At 65.9% G+C, this 25368-nt stretch carries 21 protein-coding genes; 7 read left to right on the top strand and 14 right to left on the bottom strand.

What is annotated here, in order from left to right:
* Positions 1-16 precede the first annotated feature (16 nt).
* Entirely contained in the window at positions 17-1150 is a 1134-nt protein-coding gene (locus LXM55_RS00570) for a branched-chain amino acid ABC transporter substrate-binding protein (RefSeq protein WP_233317612.1), read from the top strand.
* A 135-nt stretch (positions 1151-1285) separates the two neighbouring features.
* On the opposite strand, the gene LXM55_RS00565 is transcribed toward LXM55_RS00570, so the two are convergent.
* The 7 genes from LXM55_RS00565 to LXM55_RS00535 all read right to left on the bottom strand — a co-directional run bounded on the left by LXM55_RS00565 (position 1286) and on the right by LXM55_RS00535 (position 9753).
* A complete protein-coding gene (locus LXM55_RS00565) occupies positions 1286-2698 on the bottom strand; it encodes an aspartate aminotransferase family protein (protein WP_233317610.1) in 1413 nt (470 codons plus the stop codon).
* Between the two features lie 2 nt (positions 2699-2700).
* Positions 2701-4149: an APC family permease gene (locus LXM55_RS00560; RefSeq protein ID WP_233317608.1), complete on the bottom strand. Its 1449-nt coding sequence runs from the start codon at positions 4147-4149 to the stop codon at positions 2701-2703.
* Between the two features lie 90 nt (positions 4150-4239).
* The gene (locus LXM55_RS00555) at positions 4240-5730 is read right to left on the bottom strand and encodes an aldehyde dehydrogenase (protein ID WP_233317605.1); all 1491 of its coding nucleotides are present in this window, start codon (positions 5728-5730) and stop codon (positions 4240-4242) included.
* A 386-nt stretch (positions 5731-6116) separates the two neighbouring features.
* On the bottom strand, positions 6117-7286 hold the full coding sequence (argE, locus tag LXM55_RS00550; RefSeq protein ID WP_233317603.1) for an acetylornithine deacetylase: 1170 nt from the start codon (positions 7284-7286) through the stop codon (positions 6117-6119).
* Positions 7279-7956, bottom strand: a complete 678-nt coding sequence (locus LXM55_RS00545; protein ID WP_233317601.1) for a DUF1028 domain-containing protein — start codon at positions 7954-7956, stop codon at positions 7279-7281. The genes argE and LXM55_RS00545 overlap by 8 nt, the downstream gene beginning before the upstream one ends.
* Before the next feature lie 70 nt (positions 7957-8026).
* The gene (locus LXM55_RS00540) at positions 8027-8437 is read right to left on the bottom strand and encodes a RidA family protein (protein ID WP_233317597.1); all 411 of its coding nucleotides are present in this window, start codon (positions 8435-8437) and stop codon (positions 8027-8029) included.
* Positions 8437-9753 carry a flavin-containing monooxygenase gene (locus LXM55_RS00535; RefSeq protein ID WP_233317594.1) on the bottom strand — a complete coding sequence of 439 codons (1317 nt, stop codon included), beginning with the start codon at positions 9751-9753 and terminating at the stop codon, positions 8437-8439. Before LXM55_RS00535 ends, LXM55_RS00540 begins: the two co-directional genes overlap by 1 nt.
* On the opposite strand from LXM55_RS00535, the gene LXM55_RS00530 reads away from it, so the two are divergent.
* The 4 genes from LXM55_RS00530 (at position 9752) to LXM55_RS00515 (ending at position 14427) form a co-directional block, all read left to right on the top strand.
* Positions 9752-10108: a hypothetical protein gene (locus LXM55_RS00530; protein WP_233317592.1), complete on the top strand. Its 357-nt coding sequence runs from the start codon at positions 9752-9754 to the stop codon at positions 10106-10108. The genes LXM55_RS00535 and LXM55_RS00530 overlap by 2 nt on opposite strands.
* Positions 10105-11202 (top strand): carboxynorspermidine decarboxylase, encoded by a 1098-nt coding sequence (locus tag LXM55_RS00525; RefSeq protein WP_233317590.1) that lies wholly within the window; start codon positions 10105-10107, stop codon positions 11200-11202. The genes LXM55_RS00530 and LXM55_RS00525 overlap by 4 nt, the downstream gene beginning before the upstream one ends.
* Before the next feature lie 30 nt (positions 11203-11232).
* Positions 11233-12477 (top strand): saccharopine dehydrogenase family protein, encoded by a 1245-nt coding sequence (locus LXM55_RS00520; RefSeq protein ID WP_233317588.1) that lies wholly within the window; start codon positions 11233-11235, stop codon positions 12475-12477.
* Between the two features lie 210 nt (positions 12478-12687).
* Positions 12688-14427 (top strand): dipeptidase, encoded by a 1740-nt coding sequence (locus LXM55_RS00515; protein WP_233317587.1) that lies wholly within the window; start codon positions 12688-12690, stop codon positions 14425-14427.
* A 50-nt stretch (positions 14428-14477) separates the two neighbouring features.
* Here LXM55_RS00515 and LXM55_RS00510 read toward each other — a convergent pair whose 3' ends face one another.
* The 7 genes from LXM55_RS00510 to LXM55_RS32570 form a co-directional block, all read right to left on the bottom strand.
* Positions 14478-15452: a fatty acid desaturase family protein gene (locus LXM55_RS00510; protein WP_233317585.1), complete on the bottom strand. Its 975-nt coding sequence runs from the start codon at positions 15450-15452 to the stop codon at positions 14478-14480.
* On the bottom strand, positions 15430-16077 hold the full coding sequence (locus LXM55_RS00505) for a phosphatase PAP2 family protein (protein WP_442799730.1): 648 nt from the start codon (positions 16075-16077) through the stop codon (positions 15430-15432). The genes LXM55_RS00510 and LXM55_RS00505 overlap by 23 nt, the downstream gene beginning before the upstream one ends.
* Before the next feature lie 37 nt (positions 16078-16114).
* Positions 16115-17206, bottom strand: coding sequence for a hypothetical protein (locus LXM55_RS00500; RefSeq protein ID WP_233317583.1), 1092 nt, complete (start codon positions 17204-17206; stop codon positions 16115-16117).
* Positions 17203-17934: a diiron oxygenase gene (locus tag LXM55_RS00495; RefSeq protein WP_233317581.1), complete on the bottom strand. Its 732-nt coding sequence runs from the start codon at positions 17932-17934 to the stop codon at positions 17203-17205. Before LXM55_RS00495 ends, LXM55_RS00500 begins: the two co-directional genes overlap by 4 nt.
* Positions 17931-18980 carry a hypothetical protein gene (locus LXM55_RS00490; protein WP_233317579.1) on the bottom strand — a complete coding sequence of 350 codons (1050 nt, stop codon included), beginning with the start codon at positions 18978-18980 and terminating at the stop codon, positions 17931-17933. Before LXM55_RS00490 ends, LXM55_RS00495 begins: the two co-directional genes overlap by 4 nt.
* A gap of 53 nt (positions 18981-19033) precedes the next feature.
* The gene (locus tag LXM55_RS00485; protein ID WP_233317578.1) at positions 19034-20095 is read right to left on the bottom strand and encodes a glycosyltransferase; all 1062 of its coding nucleotides are present in this window, start codon (positions 20093-20095) and stop codon (positions 19034-19036) included.
* A 146-nt stretch (positions 20096-20241) separates the two neighbouring features.
* Positions 20242-20889 (bottom strand): methyl-accepting chemotaxis protein, encoded by a 648-nt coding sequence (locus LXM55_RS32570; RefSeq protein WP_442799729.1) that lies wholly within the window; start codon positions 20887-20889, stop codon positions 20242-20244.
* A gap of 1973 nt (positions 20890-22862) precedes the next feature.
* On the opposite strand from LXM55_RS32570, the gene LXM55_RS00475 reads away from it, so the two are divergent.
* Both LXM55_RS00475 and LXM55_RS00470 read left to right on the top strand, forming a co-directional pair.
* Positions 22863-24851 (top strand): type VI secretion system Vgr family protein, encoded by a 1989-nt coding sequence (locus LXM55_RS00475; protein ID WP_233317573.1) that lies wholly within the window; start codon positions 22863-22865, stop codon positions 24849-24851.
* A 26-nt stretch (positions 24852-24877) separates the two neighbouring features.
* Entirely contained in the window at positions 24878-25327 is a 450-nt protein-coding gene (locus tag LXM55_RS00470) for a DcrB-related protein (protein ID WP_233317571.1), read from the top strand.
* The last annotated feature ends 41 nt before the right edge of the window (positions 25328-25368 follow it).

Raw genomic sequence — 25368 nt, 5'->3', positions numbered from 1 at the left:
AGGAGTGGAACAACCCATGAGTCGTATCAATAACAAAGCCACCCAACTGCTCAGCGCCATGATCCTGGCCGGCCTGGCCTGCCATTCCCTGGCGGCCGACAGCATCCGCATCGGCATCGCCGGGGCCAAGACCGGCCCGGTGGCGCAATACGGTGACATGCAGTTCAGCGGCGCGCGCATGGCCATCGAGCAGATCAACGCCAAGGGCGGCGTCGACGGCAAGCAACTGGTGGCCGTGGAATACGACGATGCCTGCGACCCCAAGCAAGCCGTGGCCGTGGCCAACAAGGTGGTCAATGACGGCGTCAAGTTCGTGGTCGGGCACCTGTGCTCCAGCTCCACCCAGCCGGCGTCGGACATCTACGAAGACGAAGGCATCGTGATGATCACCCCCGCCGCCACCAGCCCCGAGCTGACCGCCCGGGGCTACAAGATGGTGTTCCGCACCATCGGCCTGGACAACGCCCAGGGCCCGGCGGCGGCGCACTACATCGCCAAACTCAAGCCAACCAATGTCGCGGTGCTGCACGACAAGCAGCAATACGGCGAAGGCATCGCCAGCTCGGTCAAGGACATCCTGGGCAAGGAAGGCATCAAGGTCGCGATGTTCGAAGGCATCAACGTCGGCGAGCGCGACTACTCGTCGATCCTGGCCAAGCTCAAGCAGGCCAACGTCGATTTCGTCTACTTCGGCGGCTACCACCCGGAAATGGGCCTGCTGCTGCGCCAGGCCAAGGAAAAGGGCCTGACCGCGCGCTTCATGGGCCCTGAAGGCGTGGGCAACGACTCGATCTCGCAGATCGCCAAGGACGCCTCCGAAGGCATGCTGGTGACCCTGCCCAAGTCCTTCGACCAGGACCCGGCCAACAAGGCCCTGGTGGAAGCCTTCGAAGCCAAGAAGGAAAACCCCAGCGGCCCGTTCGTGCTGCCGTCCTACTCGGCCGTGGAAGTGATTGCCGGGGGCATCGCCGCGGCCAAGAGCGAAGACCCGGAAAAAGTCGCCGAGGCGATCCACAAGGGCACCTTCAAGACCCCGACCGGCGATCTGAGCTTCGACGAAAAAGGCGACCTCAAGGACTTCAAGTTCGTGGTCTATGAATGGCACTACGGCAAGCCCAAGAGCGTAGCGGCGGAAAACGCCGGGCTCTAAGCCGGGCATCGGGCGCCGCCTGCCAGGGCAGCGGCGCCCGACCCCTTGCAGGTGCAACGCCTGCAAGAGGCGCTGCGCAATGCTTAAACCACGCCCTTGAGTGCAGACTTAACGCACTCGATCCAGCGCTAGCCCTCAGGCCGTCGGCAACTGCCCGTTCTCGATCTCCCCGGCGGTGCGTTCCACCGCACGCCGGGTCTTGTCCACCAGCTCGTCGATATCGCCACGGGTGGCCACCAGCGCCGGGGCCATGATCATCCGCCCCAGGGTCGAGCGGATGATCACCCCCTCTTCGAAGCCCAGGGTGCGGCAGCGCCAGGCGATGTCGTTCTCGTTGGCGAAGCGCTTGCGGCTGGCCTTGTCCTCGGCGAACTGCAAGGCCGCCACCAGCCCGCAGCCCTGGATCTCGCCGATCAGCGGGTGGTTGCCGAACACTTCCCGCAGGCACTGCTGCAGGTAGGGGCCGGTGTCCTGCTTGACCCGGGTCACCACCCCTTCGTCGCGCAGGGCCTTGAGGTTGGCGATGGCCACGGCGGCGGCCACCGGGTGCCCGGAATAGGTCAGGCCGTGGGCGAACACCCCGCCCTGCTCCACCAGCACCTGGGCGATGCGCTTGCTCAGCACCAACCCGCCCATGGGGATGTAGCCGGAGGTCAGGCCCTTGGCGATGGACAGGGTGTCGGGCTCGAAGCCGAAGTGCTGGTGGGCGAACCACTCGCCGGTACGGCCGAAGCCGCCGATCACTTCGTCGGCGCACAGCAGCACGTCGTACTGGCGGCAGATGCGCTGGATCTCCGGCCAGTAGCTGTCTGGCGGGAAGATCATGCCGCCGGCGCCCTGGAACGGTTCGGCGATGAAGCCGGCGACGTTCTCGGCCCCCAGTTCGAGGATCTTCTCTTCCAGCTGGCGGGCGCAGCGCAGGCCGAATTCCTCGGGTGTCAGGTGGCCTTCGTGGGCGAACCAGTAGGGTTCGTCGATGTGCGCCACATCCGGGATCAGCCCGCCCATGTCGTGCATGAACTTCATCCCGCCCAGGGCGGTGGCCGCCAGGGTCGAGCCGTGGTAGCCGTTCCAGCGGCCGATCATCACCTTCTTCTGCGGCTGGCCGAGGATCTGCCAGTAGCGGCGCACGCTGCGGATCAGCACTTCGTTGGCCTCGGAGCCGGAGTTGGTGTAGATGGCGTGGCTGTAGTGCCCGGGCAACAGGCTGAACAGCAGCTCGGAGAGCTCCACCACCGCCGGGTGGGTGGTGTGGAAGAACATGTTGTAGTACGGCAGTTGCTCCAGCTGGGCGCTGGCGGCGGCCGCCAGGTCCTTGCGACCGTAGCCCAGGTTGGTGCACCACAGCCCGGACATGCCGTCCAGGTAGCGCTGGCCGTCGTTGTCCCACAGGTGCAGGCCCTGGCCGCGGACCATCACCCGCGGGCCTTCGGCGTTCAGCGCCTTCTGGTCGAGGAAGGCATGGATATGGTGCGCGGCGTCGGCGGCCTGATAGTCCTGGGTACTGCGTTGCGGGGCGTTGTCTGGCTGAGGGTTGGAAGCACTCATGGTCATTCTCCTGCACGGCAAGTGAGTTCAAGGGAAGGGGTTGCAGCGGGACCCGGTTCGAGGGGCAACAGCGGCTCGGGAACAAACAGTGGCTTGCGCATCACCCATTTGATCCAGACCACGGCGATCAGCGAAATCACGCCAAGCACCACGCCGGCGCTGCCGAAGATCCGCGCGGTCATCTCCGGGGACGGGGACACGTGGTAGATCGCGAACAGCATGCCGACGACGCCCAGCACCTGGGGCCAGGGGTAGAACGGCGACCGGAACGGCCGTGGCGCATCGGGGTAGCGCCGGCGCAAGGCGATCACGTCGATGTGCACGACGATGTAGGCCAGCAGCCAGGCCAGGGCCGCGGCCAACAGCAGCAGGCTGATGGAGTCCGGGTCCTGGCCCAGCAGCAGGATTGGCAGGCCGGTCAGCGCCGCGACGAACAGCACCGCCACCCAGGGCGTGCGGCCGCGCGGGCTGAGCCGTTTGAACTGGGGGAAAGCCTGGCCGTTCTGGGCCATGCCGTAGAGCATCCGCGGCAGCGCCGCCAGGGACGAGTTGACCGTGCTGCAGGTGGCGGTGATCACCGCGCCCACCAGGAACAGCTTGCCGGCCTCGCCGAACACCGTGGTGGCGAAGAGGAAATGCGGCAGCGGATCACTGGCCAACTGCGCCCGGGGCACACACAGCAAGGCGCCCAGGCAGTACAGGGTGATCACCAGGAAGATCACGCTCAGGCCGATGATCATCGAGCGCGGAATGTTGCGCTCCGGGTTGCGGGTTTCCTCCACCAGCGGGCAGACGAACTCGGCGCCGACAAAGCCCCAGATGGCCATGGCCGCCAGGGCCAGCGCGCCCACCTGCATGGGGTTCCAGCCCTGGTCCAGGGGCAGTTGCAGGTCCGCCTGGGCGCTGCTCACGGCGCCCAGGCCGAGGGTCAGCAAAATCACCACCATCACCACGGCCAGCACCGTCTGCAGCTTGGCGAACACGTCGATGCCCAGCAGGTTGAGCAAGGTGAAGAGCCCGAGCACCCCATAAGCCACCAGCATCGGCGGCAACACCCCGGGGTAGACCTTGCCGATGATCAGGTCCAGGAGCAGCAGCTCGGCGGACAGGGCGAACATCGCCACCACCATGTAGCCGGAAAAGGTCGCCAGGATCGCCGGAAAGTGGCCGATGGCGACCTCGGTGTAGCTGCTCAGGCTGCCGGCCCGGGGCACCATCAGCGCCAGCTCGGAGAACGACAAGGCATAGGTCAGCGCCAGCAGGTAGGCCAGCAGCAGCGGAATGAAAAAGCCCAGCCCGGCCATCCCCGCCCCTTGCAGCATCAACACCATCACCCCCTGGGACACCACCAGGCCAACGGCCACCGACACCAGCGAGCCCAGGCCCAGGACCCGGCGCAGGCCGCCCTTGCTTGCGGGGCTCAAGGCCGCCGTGGAGAGATTTGCAGTCATGGCACGCACTCCTTTCTTATTGTTGTGGGCCTGCCGCAACAGCGGCAGGTGCAACGGCGCCCGGGTGGCGCCGTCGAGGCTGCGCAGCACTCAGCGCAGCTGGAACCAGGTGGTTTTCAGTTGCGTGTACTTGTCGAAGGCATGCAGCGACAGGTCACGCCCGAACCCCGATTGCCGGCCGCCGCCAAAGGGCACGCTCACGTCCAGGGCGTCCACGGTGTTCACCGACACCGTGCCGGCGCGCAACTGCCGGGCCACCCGATGGGCACGGTTGAGGTCGTCCGTCCACAGCGACGCGGCCAGGCCGTAGACGCTGTCGTTGGCCAGGGCAATGGCCTGCTCTTCATCGTCGAACGGGGTCACCGCCAGCACCGGGCCGAACACTTCTTCCCGCGCGATGGTCATCTGCGGCTTCACGCCGGTAAGGAGGGTGGGCTCGATGTAGTTGTCGCTGCCGTCGATGTGCAACTGGCGGCCGCCACAGGCCAGGTGCGCGCCCTGCTCCCGGGCGCCCTCGATATAGGCCATGACGCGGGCGGTCTGGCGCGCGTCGACCATGGCCCCGGCGCGGCTGGCCGGGTCCAGCGGGTTGCCCGGGCGCCAGTCCCGGGCCTTGGCCTTGAGGCGCTCGACGAACTCGTCATGAATGCTGCGCTGCACCAGCAGCCGCGAGTTGGCCGAGCACACCTCGCCCTGGTTGAAGAAGATGCCGAAGGCGGCCTTTTCGGCGGCCAGCTCCAGGTCCTGGCAGTCGGCGAACACCAGGTTCGGGCTCTTGCCACCGCATTCGAGCCAGACCTGCTTGAGGTTCGATTGCGCTGAATACTGCATGAAGCACTTGCCCACCTCGGTGGAGCCGGTGAACACCAGGCAGTCCACATCCGGGTGCAGGCCCAGGGCGCGACCGGCCTCGGTGCCCAGGCCCGGCACCACGTTGAACACCCCTTCCGGCACGCCGGCCTCCAGGGCCAGCTCGGCCAGGCGCAGGGCCGAGAACGGCGACTGTTCGGCGGGCTTGAGCACCACCGAGTTGCCCACCGCCAGGGCCGGCGCCAGCTTCCAGGCGGCCATGTCCAGGGGGAAGTTCCAGGGCACCACCGCGCCGATCACCCCCAGCGGCTCGCGGCGAATGCTGGCGTGGCTGTTGTGGGCGCCGGGGGCCATCTGATCGTAGAGCTTGTCGAGGCTTTCGGCGTACCAGGCGAAGACGTGGGCGGCGCCGGGCACATCGATGTTCCAGGCGTCCATCACCGGCTTGCCCATGTTCAGGGAGTCCAGCAGCGCCAGTTCCTCACGATGGGCGAGCATCAATTCGGCCAGGCGCAGCAGGACTTTCTTGCGTTCCACCGGGGCCATGCGCGCCCAGGGCCCCTGCTCGAAGGCCCGGCGCGCGGCGGCCACTGCCAGCTCGACCTCGGCCGCGCCGCAGGCACTGACCCGGGCCAGCACCTGATGGGTGGCCGGATTGACGGCATCGAAGGTGGCGCCGGACTGGGCGGCCATCCGTTGGCCGCCGATCAGCGCCTGGTCAATGAATGTCTGTTGGGCAGCTCGTTGCTGCCAGTCACCGAGATCGAACACGCTGCACTCCCTCGTCGGCCGTTGCGACGGCCTGTTGGTTATTGGGTCCTGAGGGATGGTGCGTCACGGCGAGCCAGAGGAAAAATACTAAAAATATGCTCCAGCCCCATGAAAAAGCTCTGCAACCAGACGGCTTGGCGCCCCCAAAAGCCTAGGTAACGGCGAAAGAACACAACCCCGTGGCGAGGGAGCTTGCTCCCGCTGGAAGGCGCAGCTTTCCCAAAGCCTGAATCCGCGGTCTGTCAGGTGGATCGCGGACTCAGGCTTTACGGCCGCTGCGCGCCCGAGCGGGAGCAAGCTCCCTCACCACAAGAAGCCTTGCCTCCCCTATCCCTACGCCGCCCCCCCGCGCCGCGCGCGTCGTTGGCCGACGTGCAGGAACCGCATCAGGCTCGGGCGGGATGCTCCAGCCAGTCGCCCAGGCGCTGCAACAGGGCGTCGCAGGCATGCAGTTGCTCAAGGCTGATGAACTCGTCCGGCTTGTGGCCCTGGTCCATGCTGCCCGGGCCGCAGACCACCGTGGGGATGCCCGCCTCATGGAACAGCCCGCCCTCGGTGCCGAACGCCACGGTGGTGAATGCCCGCGAGCCGCTGAGCAGCGCCAGCAGTTCGGCGGCCTCGCTGTCGGCGGCGGTGGCCAGCCCCGGGTAGGCGCTCAAGGGGTGCAGGTCGATTCCGGTGTCGGCCTGTACCGCCTGCATCTGCGGCAGCAATTCGGCTTCGGCATAGCCTTGCAGTTGCTCCACCACGGCCTGGGCGTCGTAGCCCGGCAGGGTGCGCACCTCGAAATCGAACTGACACTCGGCCGGCACGATGTTCAGCGCGCGGCCACCCTGGATGGTGCCAGTCTGCACCGTGGAAAACGGCGGATCGAAACGCGGGTCGTGGTGCTCGGGTTGTGCCAGACGGCCGCCAATGTCCCCCAGCTTGCCGATCAGCCGCGCCGCGTACTCGATGGCATTCACCCCGTAAGGCGCATAGGCCGAATGGCAGGCCGCGCCGCGGACCTGGCAGCGCATCGCCAGCTTGCCCTTGTGCCCGAGCACCGGGCGCAGCTCGGTGGGCTCGCCGATCAGGCACAGCCGCGGCGGATGCGGCCGCTGCCGCAAACGTTCGAGCATCGGTCGCACGCCCAGGCAGCCCACCTCTTCGTCGTAGGAAAACGCCAGGTGCAGCGGCAGGTGCAGGCGACGCCGGGTAAAGCCCGGCACCGCCGCCAGCACCGAGGCGATAAAGCCTTTCATGTCGGCGGTGCCACGGCCGTACAGCCGCCCTTCGCGCTCACTGAGGACAAACGGCTCGACGCTCCAGGCCTGGCCGTCCACCGGCACCACGTCGGTGTGCCCGGACAGCACCACCCCGCCGCGATCGCGGGGGCCGATGCTGGCGAACAGGTTGGCCTTGGTCCGCTGCGGGTTGTAGATCAGCTCGCTGTCCACCCCGTGGCTCGCCAGGTAGTCGCGGATAAAGCCGATCAGTTCCAGGTTGGAGTCGCGGCTGACCGTGGCAAACCCCACCAGCCGCGCCAACAGCTCGCGGCTGGACGGCTCATTCATTGCCCGGCACTCCGTAGCTGGGGGCGGCCGTGGGGTCCAGGGCGCGGGTCAGGTAGTCCTGCATCTGCGGCCGGTAGGCCTGCCACAGGCCGGCGAGCTGGCCGATGGGGTCGGCATCGGCCCAGTCCACCCGCAGGTCGACGATGGGCCAGGTCAGGTCGTCCACCACGCTCAGCGCCGCTGAATGCACCGGCCCCGCCTCGCCACCGGCGGCCATGGCCGCCTGCATCGCCGCCAGCAGGCGCTCCGCCAACAGGCCCGGGGTGGTTTCGAAGGCCTGGACCATGGCCTCGATCACCTTGGGGCTCGCCAGCAGGTTGCCGGCAGCCACGCACTGCTCGCCCGCCACCGCGTTGTGCAGGCCCAGGGCTTCCTGGCCGCTGAACAGCGCGGTGCGACCCTGGTTGTCGATCACCGTCACCTGGCGGTACTGGCTCCAGCCGTTGCGGCCCAGGGCCCGCTCCAGGGCATCGGCCGGGTCGAGCCTCTGGCTTTCCAGCAGGTCGAGAATCTGCGGGCCGAGGGCCGGCAGGGTCACGTTCTGGGTCGCCACCGCGCCGACTCCAGCGCGCACCCAGGGGCAACGGGCGCCCACGGCGATGCTTGAAGAGCTGATGGCGATACCCAACTGACCGGTTTCGGCGCAGCGTCCAACGATGGAAAAAGTCATGCGAACTCCCTGGCCCCTGGGGCCCGATGGCAGGCGCGGCGCGACGCCGCTGGAACCTTGAGCAGAACGGTCACTCGGGGATCACCGCGATCACGTCGATCTCCATCAGCCACTGCGGCTGGCCGAGGGCCGAGACCACCAGGCCGGTGGAAATCGGAAACACGCCCTTGAGCCACCGGCCCACCTCCTGGTACACCGGCTCGCGGTAGCGCGGGTCGGTGAGGTAGGTGGTGGTCTTGACGATGTGGCTCAGATCGCTGCCGGCCTCTTCCAGCAGTTGCTTGACGTTCTTCATCGCCTGTTCGGCCTGGGCCCGCGGGTCGCCGAGGCCGACCAGCCGGCCATCGAAGTCGGTGCCGACCTGGCCGCGCACATACACCGTGTTGCCGGCGCGCACCGCCTGGCACAGGTCGTTGTCCAGCGACTGGTTGGGGTAGGTGTCCTTGGTGTTGAACATGCGGATGCGAGTATGCGTAGGCATCAGTGGGCTCCCACGGGGCTGAGGTTGAGGGCCGGCGCATCGGCCTGGGCCGAGGCGTGGCGCGTGTCGCTGTAGGCTTGGTACTTGCGCTGGGTGGCGATGTGATCGGCGATGTGCTTGGCGTCATGCCACACCCCCCAGATAAAGGACGAACCACGGCGCGAGAGCCAGGGCAGGCCGAGAAAATAGATGCCCGGCTCGCGGGACACGCCGCGCTGGTGCAACGGCTTGCCCTGTTCGCTGAAGGTGTCGACCTGCAGCCAGGAGAAATCCACGGCGTAGCCGGTGGCCCAGATGATCGAGCTGATGCCGGCCTGTTGCAGGTCGAGTTCGAGGATCGGCTGCTTGACGCAATCCGGGTCCGGCAGGCGCCGGCGGGCTTCGGGCTCCAGCGGCAGGTCGAGGCCGTTGCGGGCGATATAGGCATCCGCCGCGTCCAGCAGCGCCAGGTAGTTCTCGTCGCCCCGGGCCAGGTTGTCCAGCAGGTCCGCCCGGAAGGTCACGTGCTCGCCGGCAAAGGCCTGGGTCAGCCCGACCAGGGTGATGCCCTGGTGCGCCAGGGCGCGAAAGTCGATGGTCTGGCCGCCGCGGGCACCGCTGACGGCGATGGTCACATGCTCGCGGCCCGGCTTGGCGATCTCGGCGTCCCACTCGCCGAGCACCCCGAGCCACCAGCAGAAATCCCGGTTGCGATAGGAGCGCGGCGGCCGGTCATGGGCGCCCACCGACAGATACACACGACGCCCCGAACGTTGCAGCTCATCGGCGATCTGCACCCCGGACGACCCCGCCCCCACCACCAGCACCGCGCCCTCGGGCAGTTGCTGCGGGTTGCGGTACTCGGCGGAGTGGATCTGTGTCAGGCGCCCGTTCTCGGGGGCGATCGGCGGGATCACCGGGCGCTGGAACGGCCCGGTGGCGGCCACCACGCGATGGGCCTGGATCACCCCCTCGCTGGTCTCCACGGTGAAGCCGGGGCGCCCGGTATTACGCAGCACCTTGCGCACTTCCACGCCGGTGCGGATCGGCGCATTGAACTGGCGCGCATAGGCTTCGAAATAGTCCGCCACCTGGTCCTTGGCCGGAAAGGCATCGGCGGCGGTGGCGAATTCCATCCCGGGAAAGCGGTCGTGCCAGGCCGGCCCGTTGGCCACCAGCGAATCCCAGCGGCCGGTGCGCCAGGCCTCGGCCACGCGGCTGCGTTCCAGTACCAGGTGCGGCACCCCAAGCTTGCTCAGGTGCTCGCTCATGGCCACGCCGGCCTGCCCCGCGCCGACCACCAGGGTGTCCACTTGTGTTGGTTGTTCTACGGTCATGTCTGTGCCCTTCTGCGAGACGATTGGCACCGGCCACAAGGCCAGGCGCGCGCTGTTCAGAACCCGGGATAAGTCGGATGCGACAGATGGTGCGACAGACGTCGGCGAAGGAAAAATATTAAAAATGTGCTCGCTGGATAAGAAAAAGCGAGGCAGCCCGGGGCCTGCAAGGCGTGCCTGGCCCGCACCGCCCTGGCGCATGAACCCTGCGCAACGGCGCATCGCCGATCAGACCTGTCCGCAGGGCCTTTCAGATGATTACCCGGCGAAAAAGCATTTCCGAGCTTTCGATCTAGAGGCACTGAAGGCACAATGCGTACCTTTTTGGCTGGCCCTGCCGGAGACCCTGAAATGATCAAGACGCCGTACTACCTCATCGACAAGCAGAAGCTCTTGAGCAACATGCAGAAGATCGCCTACGTGCGCGAGCAGTCCGGCGCCAAGGCCCTGCTGGCCCTCAAGTGCTTCGCCACCTGGTCGGTGTTCGACCTGATGCAGCAGTACATGGACGGCACCACCTCCTCGTCGCTGTACGAGCTCAAGCTCGGCCGGCAGAAATTCGCCGGCGAAACCCACGCCTACAGCGTGGCCTGGGCCGACGACGAGATCGAGGACATGCTCGCCAACTGCGACAAGATCATCTTCAACTCCATCAGCCAGCTGCAGCGCTTTGCCGACGCCAGCACGGGCAAGGTCCGCGGCCTGCGGGTCAACCCCCAGGTCAGCAGCTCGGACTACCTGCTGGCCGACCCGGCGCGCCCGTTCAGCCGCCTGGGCGAGTGGGACCCGGCGAAGATCGAGCAGGTCATCGAGCAGATCTCCGGCTTCATGTTCCACAACAACTGCGAGAACGGCGACTTCGGCCTGTTCGACCAGATGCTGACCACCATCGAGGAACGCTTCGGCCACCTGCTGCACAAGGTCGAGTGGGTCAGCCTTGGCGGCGGCATCCACTTCACCGGCGAAGACTATGCCCTGGACGCCTTCTGCGCGCGCCTCAAGGCCTTCTCCGAGCAGTACGGCGTGCAGGTCTACCTGGAGCCGGGCGAAGCGGCGATCACCCAGAGCGCGTCCCTGGAAGTGACCGTGCTCGACACCCTGTACAACGGCAAGCACCTGGCGGTGGTCGACAGCTCCATCGAAGCGCATATGCTCGACCTGCTGATCTATCGCCTGAACGCCAAGCTGTCACCGAATGCGGGTGAACATACCTACATGGTGTGCGGCAAGTCCTGCCTGGCCGGGGACATCTTCGGCGAATACCAATTTGATCGTCCGCTGGCCATCGGCGATCGACTGTCGTTCATTGATGCGGCGGGTTACACCATGGTCAAGAAAAACTGGTTCAACGGTCTGAAAATGCCGTCCATTGTCGTGAAACAACTCGATGGCAGCATCGACGTGGTGCGCGAGTTTGGTTTCGAAGACTACCTGTCCAGCCTTTCCTGAGCGGACAGGTCACGAGGAGAAGTAAATAAATTGAAGAAGAATGTTCTTATCATTGGTGCAGGAGGTGTCGCCAAGGTGGTGGCCCACAAGTGCGCGCAGCACAACGACGAACTCGGTCGTATTGCTATCGCGTCGCGCAACATCTCCAAATGCCAGGCCATCATCGACAGCGTCAAGGCCAAGGGCAGCCTCAAACAGCCCGCTGAAATAAAAGCCTATGCGCTCAACGCGCTGGACATCGAAGCGACCAAGGCGCTGATCCGCGAGACCGAGTCGCAGATCGTCATCAACGTCGGTTCCGCCTTCCTCAACATGTCGGTGCTGCGTGCCTGCATCGATACCGGCGTGGCCTACCTGGACACCGCGATCCACGAAGAGCCGGGCAAGATCTGCGAGACGCCGCCCTGGTACGGCAACTACGAGTGGAAGCACCTGGAGGAATGCCAGGAGAAGAACGTCACCGCCATTCTCGGCGTGGGCTTCGATCCGGGCGTGGTCAACGCCTATGCGGCCCTGGCCCAGCAGGAACATTTCGACCGCATCGACTCGATCGACATTCTCGACGTCAATGCCGGTTCCCACGGCAAGTATTTCGCCACCAATTTCGACCCGGAAATCAACTTCCGCGAATTCACCGGACAGGTGTGGAGCTGGCAGGACAGCCAGTGGACCAGCAACACCATGTTCGAAGTCAAGCGCACCGACGACCTGCCTGTGGTCGGCTCGCAAAACCTGTACCTGACCGGCCACGACGAAGTGCACTCGCTGTCGAAGAACCTCGACGTGCCCAACGTGCGTTTCTGGATGAGCTTCGGCGAGCACTACATCAACGTGTTCACCGTGCTGCGCAACCTCGGCCTGCTCTCCGAGCAACCGGTGAAGACCGCCGAAGGCCTGGAAGTGGTGCCACTCAAAGTGGTCAAGGCCGTGCTGCCGGATCCGGCTTCCCTGGCCCCGGGCTACACCGGCAAGACCTGCATCGGTGACCTGGTCAAGGGCAGCAAGAATGGCCAGCCGCGCGAAGTCTTCATCTACAACGTGGCCGACCACGAAGAAGCCTACGCCGAGACCGACAGCCAGGGCATTTCCTACACCGCCGGCGTGCCGCCCGTGGCGGCCGCCCTGCTGGTGGCCCGTGGCGAGTGGGACGTGCAGCGCATGGCCAACGTCGAGGAACTGCCGGCCAAGCCGTTCCTCAAGGCACTGGACCAGATGGGCCTGCCGACCCGCATCAAGGACGAGCATGGCGACCGTCCTTGGGACGCCGCCCTCTGATCTAGCTCCAGCCACAGCGGGCGCCGACAACGGCGCCCGCTGTGGCAGCCTTTTCGCCATTGTCGAGAGTGCGTCGCTTTTGCCGTTCTGTGCGACAGATCTCACTGGCGGGGCTCCCGCCCTCCTCCTTCGTAGTGTTAGCTTGAGCAGGTTTCTGTCTGAACGATCAGACATTTCCTACTCACTCCCTGCAAAGGAATGCCCTACGTAATGGATTTCTCTCTCAAGCACCTGGCTGCGGCCACCCTGATGCTCGCCAGCCTGTCCGCGTTCACCAGCAGTGCCCAAGCCAACATCACCCCGCAGCAAAGCGCGGCCATCCTCAAGACCTTCAGCGACGCCCCGGCCGGCGACTTCCGCCAGTTCCTCGGCGCCCTGGCCAAGAGTGAAACGGGCAAGAACGCCAACCTGGGGCCGGCCATCGCCGCCTTCCTCGACAAAAAATCCCTGAGCGCCGAACAGCAGAACGAAATCCATCGCCTGCTGGGCCTCTACGCCCGGATCAAGTACGGCAAGGCCGCCACCGAAACCCTGCGCGAGCTGGTGGCCATCCCCACCTTCAACATCGACGGCGTGCCGCAGTACAAGAACCCCGAGTTCCTCAAGATCGCCGAGAAGATCCAGGGCCTGGCCAAGGCCTTCAACCTGAACTTTCGCAACATCGACAACCGGGTCTACGAGATATCCCTGGAGGGCGCCGGCCAGGAAGTCGTCGGCATCCACGCCCACGCCGACGTAGTGCCGGTCACCCCGGAAAACTGGGTGCTCGAAGACGGCACCCGCCTCGACCCGTTCAAGGTCACCCTGATCGGCGACCGCATGTACGGCCGCGGCACCGAGGATGACAAGAACGGCATCGTCGTCGCGCTGTACGCGATGAAGATCATCAAGGAAGAGCAACTGCCCCTGGCGCGCCACTTCAAGCTGCTGGTGGACACCACCGAGGAAACCAGTGGCGACGCGATTCCCTACTACTTCGAGCACAACCCGACGCCCCACTACAACCTGGCGCTGGATGGCGGCTACCCAGTGGTGATCGCCGAGAAAGGCTACGGCACGGTGATGGCAACCTTTGCCCGGCGCACCGCTGAAGGCCAAGGCGCCGAGATCACCCACCTCACCGGCGGCCTGGCGACCAACCAGATCCCGTCGACCTCGGTGGCCACCCTGGTCAGCGAACAGCCCGCGGCGCTGGCCGCCAGCCTGCAAAAGGCCGGCGCCGAATACGTCAAGCAGCACGGCGGTAACTTCCAGGTCGCGGCCAAGGTGCAGGGCAAGAACGTGCTACTGACCGTCACCGGCGTCTCGGCCCACTCCTCCGAGCCCGAGTCCGGGGTCAACCCGGTGGCGCGGATGCTGGGCTTCATCAACAGCCAGGACGGCAAGATCGCCTTCAAGCACAACGCCTTCACCGACGCCGCGCGCTACGCCGCCGACAACTGGGGCCTGGACTACCTGGGCAACCAACTCGGCATCGGCTTTTCCGATGACTTCATGGGCCCGCTGACCACCTCCCTGACCCTGGTCAGCGTGGATGACAAGGCGCTCAAGCTGGCGGTCAACCTGCGGGTGCCCAAGGGCAAGACCCCGGAGGTGCTGCAGGGCGAAATCAGCGACAAGCTGGCGGCCTGGAGCAAGAAGACCGGCGTGGCGGTGAACATCGACACCAAGATTGCCGAACCGATGTACCGCAACCCCGAGGGTGAATGGGTCAAGGCGCTGCTGGCGGTGGCCAGCGAGAACCTGGGCATGGCGCATAAGTTTGGCACCTCCGCCGGCGCCACCTCGGTGCATGAACTGCCCAACGGCGTGCAGTTCGGCCTGGCGCGGCCCGAGGTCAAGTACACCGGCCACACCGACAACGAGTTCAAGACCCGGGAGCAATTCCTGCTGGACCTGCAGATCGTCACCGAAATGATGGGCCGTATCGGCCAGCTGCCCACACTCTGATCGCCACTGCGGGCCCGTCGTTCTGGCGGGCCCGTTCCTCCTCCCACACCTCAGCGCGCCGCGGACGTCCAGTTCGGGTCGCTGACATCCCGCAGCACCCCACCGTACCCCTGGTAGAGATTGCCCTCGGGCAACAGCTGCGCCGCGGCCAGTTGCCGGTGCAGGCCGCGCAGGTGGTAGAACGGCACGCGCACGTAAAGGTGGTGCTCGATGTGGTAGTGGATGGCGTGGGGGCCGAACAGGAAGGTCTGCGCATTCGGCCGCACGATGCTGCGGGCGTTGCGGCTCTGGTCGGCGGCGGCCGGCAGGCCAGCGTGTTCCATGATCGCCCGGACCCGGCCCAGCAGCGGCAGCAGGGTAATCGCCGGCAGCAGCCACAAGCCGAGGTAGAGCCAGGGGTGGCCGCTCCAGGCCAACACGCCGAACAGCAGGCCATTGCCGACCAGCATCGAACACACCTCCCCCAGCGCCTGCCGCGGTGACTTGTCGACCTTGGGCATGACCGCGCGGTAGTCGCCCCGGGCGAACCTCAGCGCGCTGAGGCAATAGCCCACCCCGCACAGGTCGGCCAGCAAGCGCCGGACCAGCTTGCCCCGGGGCAGCGGGTAATCCCCCAGGCCGAACACCGCGACGATGGGATCGTCATGCTGCATCGGTTGCAGGTGATGCTTGAGGTGCCCGGCGCGGTAGGTGCGCAGCGACAGAAACAGCGGGCCGGCCGCCAGCCATTGGCCGACCAGGTCATTGGCCGTCTGCCCGCGCAGCAGCAGGCCGTGGGCGCTTTCGTGCATGAGCACGGCCAGCGCCAACTGGCTGCGGGCAATCAGCAGCGCGGCCAGCAGGTAGACCAGCGGGTGCGGCCAGAGCGCCGCGCAGGCAAAGCCGACGCCGATCAGCGCCCAGTCGCCGAGCAGCGCCAGCCAACCGATCCAGGGCTTGAGTACGAACAGCTCGGCGCCAGGGGCGAAGGCCTGCAGCGCGCGATTGCCGCCGGCACGGGGTTCAGGCTGAGACACGGGCAGCATTTCCTTGTCGTTGGGTGGCCAGGGCGCAAACCAGGGCCAGAAACAGGCCGCCCAGCACATCGACCAGCGTGTGCTGCTTGAGGGTCAGGGTCGACAGGCAGATCAGCAGCCCGGTGGCCGCGGTGAGTCCTTTGCAGGGGCGCTCCCAGAGCGCCCGGCACGCCAGGCACGCCAGGCACGTGACCGCCACATGCAGGCTGGGGAAGCCGTTGCGCGCCAGGTCCAGCTGCCACATGCGGCTCAGCCGCTGTTGCAGGAAGCCAGGCTCGAGGGCGTCGATATCCGGTCGGGGCAGCCCCTCGGGGAACAGCCAGAAGCACAGCAGCGCGACGGCAAAAGCCATCCCGGTGGCGTTGCGCAGCGCCCTGAAGCCCGCCGTGCTGGCGCAGGCCGCCGCCAGCAGCACAAAGGGAAAGAACAGCACGTACACACACCAGGACACAGGCACGAAGGGAATCAGCTCATCCAGCGGCGTGACCCAGTTGTAGCGCGGCGTAACCAGGCGCTGCAGGCCGATGAACACCGTCAACCCCAGCAGCAGGCCGCCCAACGCCGCCAGGGCCTGGCGAAAGTGGACGGCCGCGATCAGCCGTCGCAAGGGGCGGGTCGTGGCGGCCCGCTTGATCGCGGCGGGGGGAAGTTGAGGCTTCAAGACGGCGCCCTCACACGCCGAGCAAGCGGCTGACCCAGGCGTCGATCCGCGCCTGGGCGCGCTGGTTGCCCAACGCCCTGTCAGGCGCTGGCGCAGTCGCGCTCAATTGCCGCGCGGCCTCGGCCACCTGGCGCCGGAAGTCGGCAGCGTCGCCGCGCCAGGTCACCACCCGGTGCAGCAACTGCAATTGCTCGGCCCGGGCGGCGTTGCGGGTCTGTTCCGGCTGGTCGCTGACCACCAGGATGATCGGCCGCTGGTAGACCCGGGCGATGGACAGGGCCGCCATGCCCGGCGCCGACACCAAGAGTTGCGCCCCCGCGGCGCGGCTGGCCCAGAGCGGGTCGACCCCCATCCAGCCGCCGTGCCCGGCGTAGCCCTCGCCCACCCGGTGGGCCTCCAGGCCGGCATCGTCCAGGCCGGCGCTCAAGGCGTCGGCCAGGGCCGGCTCGCGAAAGTGCGGGTTGAGGTACACCGCGGCGCCCACGGCGGCCGCCTCCGGCAAGGCCTCGGCCAGGGCCACCGGGGTCGGCAGACGGTACAGCGCCGGGGCCCGGGCATCGTCGACTTCATAGGCGAAATCGTGCTCGATGCGCGCCCGCGCGGCATTGATCTGGCGCCCGACAATCCAGCCGAACAAGCGCCCGAACTGGCGCGGCCACAGGCCGCTGAAATTGTTCAGCAGCGCCACCTTGAGGCTCGCCCCGTACACGTGCACCACCTGGCGCCGCCAGCCCGGCAGCATGCCCATGTACAGCAACGCCGGGTGAAACGAGTCGTTGATCACCAGGTCCACGCTGCGCAGCCGGCGCCGCAGGGCAAGGATATCGCGCAGCATGCGCCCGGGGCGGAACAGGTAATGGGCGACATTGCGGTTGGTGGCCTGGCGCAGCATGTTCTGCTCGCGGTCGAACTGCACCGCATAGTGGCGCGAGAGGATCTGCGCCTGAATGCCGAAGCGTTGCAGAAAGTCCCGCCCCTGGTCCGAGGTGGTCAGCACCTCGACCTGGGCCCCGGCCGCGCGCAGGGCATGCACCAGCAGTTGCGCGCGCATCAGGTGGCCGCGGGCGTCGGCGGTCGCCAGGTAAAGAATCCGTGAACTCATCGACCGGCGCTGCCCCGGCCACCCAGCAGCCAGCCGGCGCCATACATCGCCAGCGCGCCGCTGATGCCAAAGCTCGCATCGACACGACGAATGTCCTTGAGCAAACGCGCCAGATGCGGCGCTTCATGGGGCGCCACGATGCGCCGCAGGGTGTTCTCGCACAGGCGCACGTGGGCCTTCTCGTCCGCCAGTACCCGCGACAACAACGGATACAGGCCGTGCCCGCTGCTCAATACCGAGCAATGGCGGCTCAATACCCGTTCGGCCATCTGCTCGGCACACAGCCCGGTGGCGTAGGCCGGCACCAGCAGGCCATGCTCGAAATGGCCCGCGTAGCGATGGGCCAGGCGCTGCCAGCGCAGGATCTTGCGGCGGCTCAGCCAGTCCGGCTCCAGGCGCGCCTGGGCATCGTCGCCGCGCTCGCGCAGGGCCTCGGCAAACAGGGTCACATGGCGTTGCTCGTCGGCCAGATGCTGTTGCACCTGGCGTTCGAGCCAGGGCGGTGATTGCGGCAGCAACTCATCCAGCAGCGCCCGCTCGGTGGCGTCCTCACCGGCCAGGTAGATGCGCAACAGCAGGCGCTCGCCTCGCGGGCTGCGGTGCAGGCGCAGCAGCGCGGCGCGCTTGATGCGGTCGACCCAGCGTGCCTGCACGGCCCCCAGCCCCTGGGGCGCGGGCATGCTCAGGCAACTGAAGTCGGCCGGGCCGAGCGCTTCCCCCACACTCATTGCGCGGGCTGCGCGGCGCGGGCGCGCTCAGTGGCGGCCTTGGCCGCATGCGAATGGCGGTGCCAGGCCAGGATCAGGCCGATGAAGCTGTCACGCATGAAGGCCGTGCCACTGGCGGCGGCGCCGGGAAAGCGCTCTTCCTGACCGTTGTAGCGCAGGTAGCCCTGACCGTTGACCGCGCCCAATTCCAGGCTGTCGTGCTTGTTCAAGCCGCGCTGGCGCACGTCCTTGAGCAGCGGGCTGTCCTCCAGGCCGAAGACGAACAGCTGGCGCCGCACCACCCACAACGGGATCTGCCCGCTCAGCGCCTGCAAGTCCAGGTTCCAGGTGCCCTGCTCCAGCACCTCATCCAGCGCTGCAGTGCCCGGCTGCTTCGAGCTGAAGCTGGCGCGCATCAGCGACTTCGACACGCGACCGACACCCAGGCCGATGGTGATGTCGTCGGCCGCCGGGTTCTGCGCATCGCTGGGGCGCACCACCACGAAATAGCTGGCCAGCCGCGCGGCAATCGAGGGCTGGGCCAATACGTTGCGCGCCTGCTCGGGGCTGAACAGCAACCGCTCGCCGCTGCCTTCGCGCACACTGATCTGATAAGGGTCGAGGCTGATGTCACGGAACTTGCCACGCACCGGCGCATGCACGTAGGTGTCGGTTTTCCACACGCTGCCGGAACGGCGCAACAGCACCTGCAGGCTCAGGGGCACGCGCCGGCCATCGCTGGCGATGCCGCTGCCGTGCAGCAGAATGTCGCCGATCACGGTCTTGCTGTCGTGGGTGCTGTCGGCATCGATCACGATGGCGTGGGTGTGCGGATCGACACTGGCGCGCGCGTCGCTGACGTCCAGGGCGACGCGGTTGCAGTCCTGCCCGGTGCTGCCGGGGGCAGCGCTGTCGGGCGCGGCGCTCGCGCAACCGCTTTGCGAGGCGAAGTGATACACCCCGCGGCCGCTGAATTCAGCGGGTGTGGCCTGGGCCTGCGCCGTCAATGCCAGCACGGCCAGGCACACCAGGGAACGGCCGAATGAGGCGAGCGAAAGGTTCTGCATGGGGGTTTCCTCCGGGCACGCGAACGGCGTGCAACGATACGGCGCGACGTGGATCAGTCCAGGTGGCGGTGGTAGGACAGCGCTTCACTGTGCCGGGCACTGGAGCGGCCAATGGACAACCCACAACCACGGACCACGGCACCGGCGGTGTCGAGCAAGGAGATGGCGGTGACCATGGCCATCGCCCCCAGGCGCCGGGCCCCGCGCAGGGGCGGCAGGTCCTGGTGGTTGAGGGCGCGCAAGCTGTAGCCCAGGCGCCCGACCATCACGCACAAGGGGCCGATCGGCCCGCTGCGTCCGAGCCACTGCAGCCAGCCCGGCAGGTAGGCGCGCACCAGGTACGGCGTCAGGCCGACGCTGTCGCCGCCCCTCAGCCAGCGCAGCTTGAACACTTCGCCCTGGCGGTCGGGCAGGCGGTGCTCGGTATGCGCCGCCGGCGCATAGGCCACCGCCACCCCTGCGGCCTGCAGGCGCAGGCCCATGACCTGACAGTGGGCGCGGTAGATGCCATCCAGGGGCTCGTAGCGGTACTGCTCGAAGGTGGCACAGCGAAAGGCCACGTTGTTGGCGTAGAAATTACGCGTGGCACCGTGGCGCAAGGGGCTGGGGAAATACATGAAGTCGATGGCGGTCAGCGCGCTGCCGGCGACGCTGGGCGCGTAGCTGGTGCGCCCGGCTACCGCCTCCGGTGCATCAGCCGCCGCGAAAGGCACGAGCAACTGTTCCAGCCAGCGGGCATCGGGCAGGCAGTCGGCATCGGCGAACACCACGTACTGGCAACGTTCCTGGTCGACCGCATCGAAGCCGACATTCTTGGCGTCGTAATAGCCGGTGCTGGCGTCGATCTCGACAAAATCCACGCTGCGCCCGGCCAGCACGCACAACGCCTGGCGCGCCGCGGGGTCAAGGCCGTCATGGGTAATCACCCACTGGGCAAAAGACTGGGGTGAAAGGCTCTGCCGGGCCAGCCGGGCAATCAGGCGCTCAAGGCTGTTCAGGGCTTCCTGTGCATCCTTGCCGCCGCGCAGGTTGTTGGTTTCCAACACCAGCGCGGTGGTGGCAGCGATGCCCTCCAGGCGCTCGCGCCATTGGCTGGCGGGAGGCAACTGCGACATCCCGGTTGTCGTCTCTTGGCTATCCATTTCGCTGTGTCTCGAAAAAAAGCAGGGCCGCCCAGGGGCGTGAGGGGCGCAATCACAGCATTATTCCGGGGATTATTCAAACGCCGGTTGCATTCGCTGTGATCGCTTGCGCAGTCGGCTCAGGCTGCAGTTTGCCGGGCGTTGTTGCTCACCTCGAACAACCCCACCAGCTTCTGCAATTTGTTGGCGTCCAGCCTGACCGTTTCGGCACTGGTCTGCAGCACGATCACCGTCTGGCGCATCTGGGCGGACGACTGGTCGACCTGCCGTATCGTCCTGCCATAGTCGAGGCTGCGTTGGTTGAGCTGCTGAATGATGCTGAACAGGCTTTCCACGGCCTGATGCAGCTGCACGTTTTCCGAAGACGCCTCTTCAGCCAGACGCAGGCTGCTATCGACATCCGTGACGCCACCTTCCATGAAACTCACGGCATTTTGCGTTTCGCTCTGCAGGCCTTCGACCATCTGCCGGATGTCGTCGGCGGCGCGCGATGTGCGCGCCGCCAGGGTTCGGACTTCATCGGCCACCACCGCGAAACCACGGCCATGCTCGCCCGCGCGGGCGGCCTCGATGGCCGCGTTCAGCGCCAGCAGGTTGGTCTGCTGGGTAATGTCGCTGATCAGGCCGGTGATATTGCCGATCTGTGCCATCCGGCTATCCAGCCGTTGCACGCTCGAAGAGGAACGCTGCACCACATCGCGAATCGACTGAGTCCCCGCCTGCACCGCGAGAAACTGCTCGCGGGCCCGGCTGACCACTTCGTCCATCGCCTGCTTCATCTGTTCGGCGCTGGCCGAGGCCTGCTGGATCTCGCCCAGTTGCTCTTCGACGATGAGCATCATGCGATGCACCGCATCGGCGACTGCGCCGCTGGTGAGGCTGGCTTCCTGGCTGCGCCCGAGCATCAGTTGATTGGTCTTGCCCACGCTGTGGCTGGCCTTGATCACCTGCCCGACGACGGCATCCAGATGGTCGATGAAGCTGTTGATCCAGCGCCCCATGTCACCGGTCTCGTCGTTGGCCATGCGCCGGGTATCCAGGCGCTGACGCAGATTGCCCTCGCCTTCGGCGATCGCCCTGATCACCCCGGTCATTTCATTCAGCCGCGCCGCCAGGCGCTTCGGGCCAAAGATGCTGAACAAGAACGCAGCCGCCAGCATGCTCAAGCTTTCGCCGGCATCGATCAGGCCCTGCTCCAGGCCGCTGTAATGCTGGACCAGGAAATTGCACGCGAACAAGCCAGCCATGGTTGCCAGGTAAGGTTTCATCAGCCCGTACCCCAGCGACCGCCGTCGATAGACCTCCTCCAGATCGGCTTCGCACATCATGCCCCAGCGGTCGGGCGAACCCGGCAGTTGCAAGGTCACGCCCTTGCCGACCACCGGAACGTGCCGGTAGTCCGAGTAGCCTGGGTAGGTGACGAACAGATTGGAGCCCATGCGAATGGTTTCCCGCACGCCTGGGTGCAGTTGCTCGGTCGCAGGGTCGGTGAAGCGCAATTCCAGTTCAGTGTGGCGCAGCACCTGCACGGTCTTCCAGGGCGTGCGCACCCCCGTCTTGAGGTTCTCGCCCCGGGTAAACGTACCGTCCTCGAAGCGCGAGCGTGACAGCGCGATGCCGGGCAGGACCTGCGGATCGAAACGCGACTGCACCATGAACAGGTAGTTGTCCCCCGACTCGGCGAAAATATGCCCGGCCTCACGTTGGATCAAGTCACCCAGGACATCATTGGGCACCCGTCCGCAGAGGCAGCCAAGGGCTTTGCCGTCAGCTTCCAGGGGCTGGTAGAACATCAGCGTCACTTCATCGTGAAAGCGCGAGGATGAGGGGCCTATCTGCAGGGTCAGCGGGTCGCTGTAGGGCCCGTGGAGAAACGGCGCCTTCAAACCTTCGGCCAGTGCCCTGGGATTGCAGGGACGGCCTTGGCCATGCCCTCCCCAAGTCGAAGCGATGATGGCGCCTTCTGTATCCACGACAAAGAGCTCGGAAAAATCCTCGGCCTGGGCGAGCTTGTCCAGCAGTGCGCAGGGGGCGAGTTGGGCGACATCGCGGCTGAGGGCCGCTCCCAGCTCTGCCAGGTGTTCCCACTGCTCCCGCGCCCAGTTTTGCAACAGTTTTACCCGAGTGTCGGCAATCGCCTCGAAGGTCTGTTCCATCACCGGATAGGCAGACCGATTGAGTCGGCAGGACCAGCCCATTGCCAGTTTTCCGGTCTTGCCAAACCAGGGCAGCCAATGCTTTTCGGCGGAGGACAACGGCATGCAATTGCTTGATAGCGACATTCACTTCCCCAAGTACGACATTCGGATAGCCAACTTGAAGGCAATTACTACGCCAATTCGAAAGCTTGCTATCCATTGCCGCGGCTTGAAAACCTGGGTTCAGGGTTGGCCTGCAAGCGCCTCAAGAGGCTGAAGCGTTTCGGCTACCGGCAGGCATTGCGGGTGCCAGAGGTTGTTCACACATTCTCCGAGCGCCGGCTGGCGTTCCGAACAAGTGCACCAGGTGCTGCGTGCTCACTAAGAGGGCAACGTGGCCCCTGGGCGCACTATCACGTCCCGTGGGTGAGGCACACGACGAACTTCCTCGAAAAGCCTCACAACTAGCCCTGAAAATTCTGTTTATTTTCCGGATTTGTCTCATATTATTTTTTGCGCAGCCTTTGCTAGTTTGAGCGCCACCTTCAGTCCGGGTCGGGTATGACACGGGCCTGGCCTCTCTCAAGCTTAAGGATGAGCCTATGTTCGCGCCGGCCGACACCGCGCATTTTGTGCTGTCCATCCCTGCCGTTCGCCACGACTTCAAGGTGCTGGCCTTCGAGGGGCGCGAAGCCATCAGCGAGCTGTATGCCATCCATGTCGAACTGGTCTCGGACAACCCCCATGTCGACCTGGAAAGCCTGCTCAACCAACCTGCATGTTTGCAGTTCGGCCTCAACGGCGAAGGCATTCACGGCCTGATCGACGACATCGAGGTCGGCGACAGCGGCAAGCGCATGACCCGCTACCAACTGATCCTGCGCCCCCATCTCTACCAGTTGCAGCACCGCCACAACCAGCGCGTCTACCAGAACCTGACGGTGCCGCAGATCATCGCCAAGGTGCTCAAGGAGCACGGCATTCTTGCCGACCAGTACCGCTTCAATATTGCCCCCAAGCCCTCGTTGCCCCGCGTGTATTGCGTGCAATACGGCGAAACGGATTTTGAGTTCCTGCAACGCCTGTGCTTCGAAGACGGCATTCACTGGCACCACGAACACAGTCTCGACCGGCACCTGCTGGTGTTCTCCGACAACCAGACCGACTACCCGATCCTGGCCACCGCGCGCTATCAGCAAGGCAGCGGCCTGGCCGCCGAAGACCCGGTGGTCAGCCATTTCGCGGTGCGTTTCAGCACCCGCACCAGCCAGGTCGCCCGGCGCGACTACGACCTGAAGAAGCCCGATCCGCGCAGCGCGTCCAGCGGTGCCCAGCTCGACCCGGTGCCCAGTACCCTGCACAGCTCTGTGCGCAGCGAGGCCACTCCGGTGCTGGAGGACTATCGCTACCCGGGCCGCTACAGCACCGGCGCAGTAGGCAAGCAACTGAGCCAGATCGCCCTTGAAGGCCATCGCACCGATTACCAGCTGGCCAAGGGTCAGAGTGACCTGCCGACCTTTCGCTGCGGCCATCTGGTGAGCCTGAGCGAGCACCCGCGCAGCGACTACAACCAGATGTGGCTGCTGGTCAGCGTTGAGCATGAAGGCCGCCAACCGCAGGTGCTGGAAGAGTCGGTCACCAGCGACGACAGCAAAGGCGACGGTTTCACCCAGGGTTACCGCAACCGTTTCAGCGCCATCCCCAGCGAGACCTTCTTCCGGCCCGACGAGCCGGCCCCCAAACCTCGGCTGAGCAGCCAGACCGCGCTGGTGACCGGGCCTGCCGGCGAGGAAATCTGGTGTGACGAATTCTCACGCATAAAAATTCAGTTTCATTGGGACCGCGAAGGCGAGCGCAACGACTTCTCCAGTTGCTGGGTGCGGGTGGCCACCAGCTGGGCCGGTGAGGGTTTTGGTCACGTGATCATCCCGAGGATCGGCATGGAAGTGCTGGTCAGCTTTATCGGTGGCGACCCCGAGCAGCCGCTGGTGACCGGCTGCGTGCCGAACCAGCACACCCCCGTGCCCTACCCGCTGCCGGCGAACAAGACCCGCAGCGTGTTCAAGACCCGTAGCAGCCTGGGCGGCAATGGCTCCAACGAGCTGCGCATCGAGGACCGCGCCGGCCAGGAGCAAATCTACATCCACGCCCAGCGCGATCAGGACTGCACCGTCAAGCACAACGAAAGCCATTGGGTCGGCGTCGATCGCGTGCACTCGGTAGGCCAGGACGAAACCATCAGCGTCGGCCAGAACAGCCTGAGAACGGTCAAGGTCGACGACACCCTGCAAGTCGGCGCCACCAAGAAAGACAGCATCGGCACCCAGTACCTGATCGAGGCCGGGGAAAAAATACGCCTGGTCTGCGGCCAGAGCGTGATCGAAATGCTGGCCACGGGGGAAATCAACCTCTACGGCAGCGCCTTCAACTTCTCGGTGACCGGCGACGCGCAGATCAATACCGGCGGCCAGCTGGACATCAACATGCCCGGTGGCGCCGCCGCCACGAGCCCCGAAGCGGATGGCGTCAAAGGCAGCATCGAGGCCGGAGTCGAGTCCGCCTTCTCGCCACCGCCAGCCGCCGCCTCCTGACCTTCACTTCCCCAGAGCAAACACCCATGGACTACCTGATCCAGGAAGGAAAACTCACCTTGCCCAGCGGTTTTCAAGACCGCAGCGTCAACCTGTTCGTCCCGGGCGTCGCCCTGCCCGCGCCCTTCAGTCTGACCCTGTCCCGGGACATCACCTTGCCCGGGGAAAGCCTGGCGGAGTACGTCGAGCGCCAGGTCGGCCTGATCGCCGCCAAGTTGCGCAAATACAAGCGCCAGGCCCTGCAAGAGGTCTGGCTTTCGAAGCAGTCCCCGGTGCCGGGCCTGCAAGTCGACGCCCATTACCAGAGCGACGGCCGTCCGGTGTACCAGCGCCAGGCCGGCTTCATCGTCACGCCGCAGCGTGTGCTGGTGTTTTCGGCCACCAGCCAGCAGCCCTTCGACACTCAGTTGAATCAGCTGTGGGCCGAGGTCCTGGAGAGCTTTGAAGCCCACCCTCCGCTCCCGTCCAAGCCCTAACGCCATTGCGCACCCAAGGAACGAGAGGCCTGGGAGGCCCA

It is taken from the genome of Pseudomonas sp. Au-Pse12, assembly GCF_021341665.1.
Classification (GTDB): Bacteria; Pseudomonadota; Gammaproteobacteria; order Pseudomonadales; family Pseudomonadaceae; genus Aquipseudomonas.
Note: the sequence above shows the minus strand (reverse complement) of the source record. Positions and strands in the feature narration are given on the sequence as shown.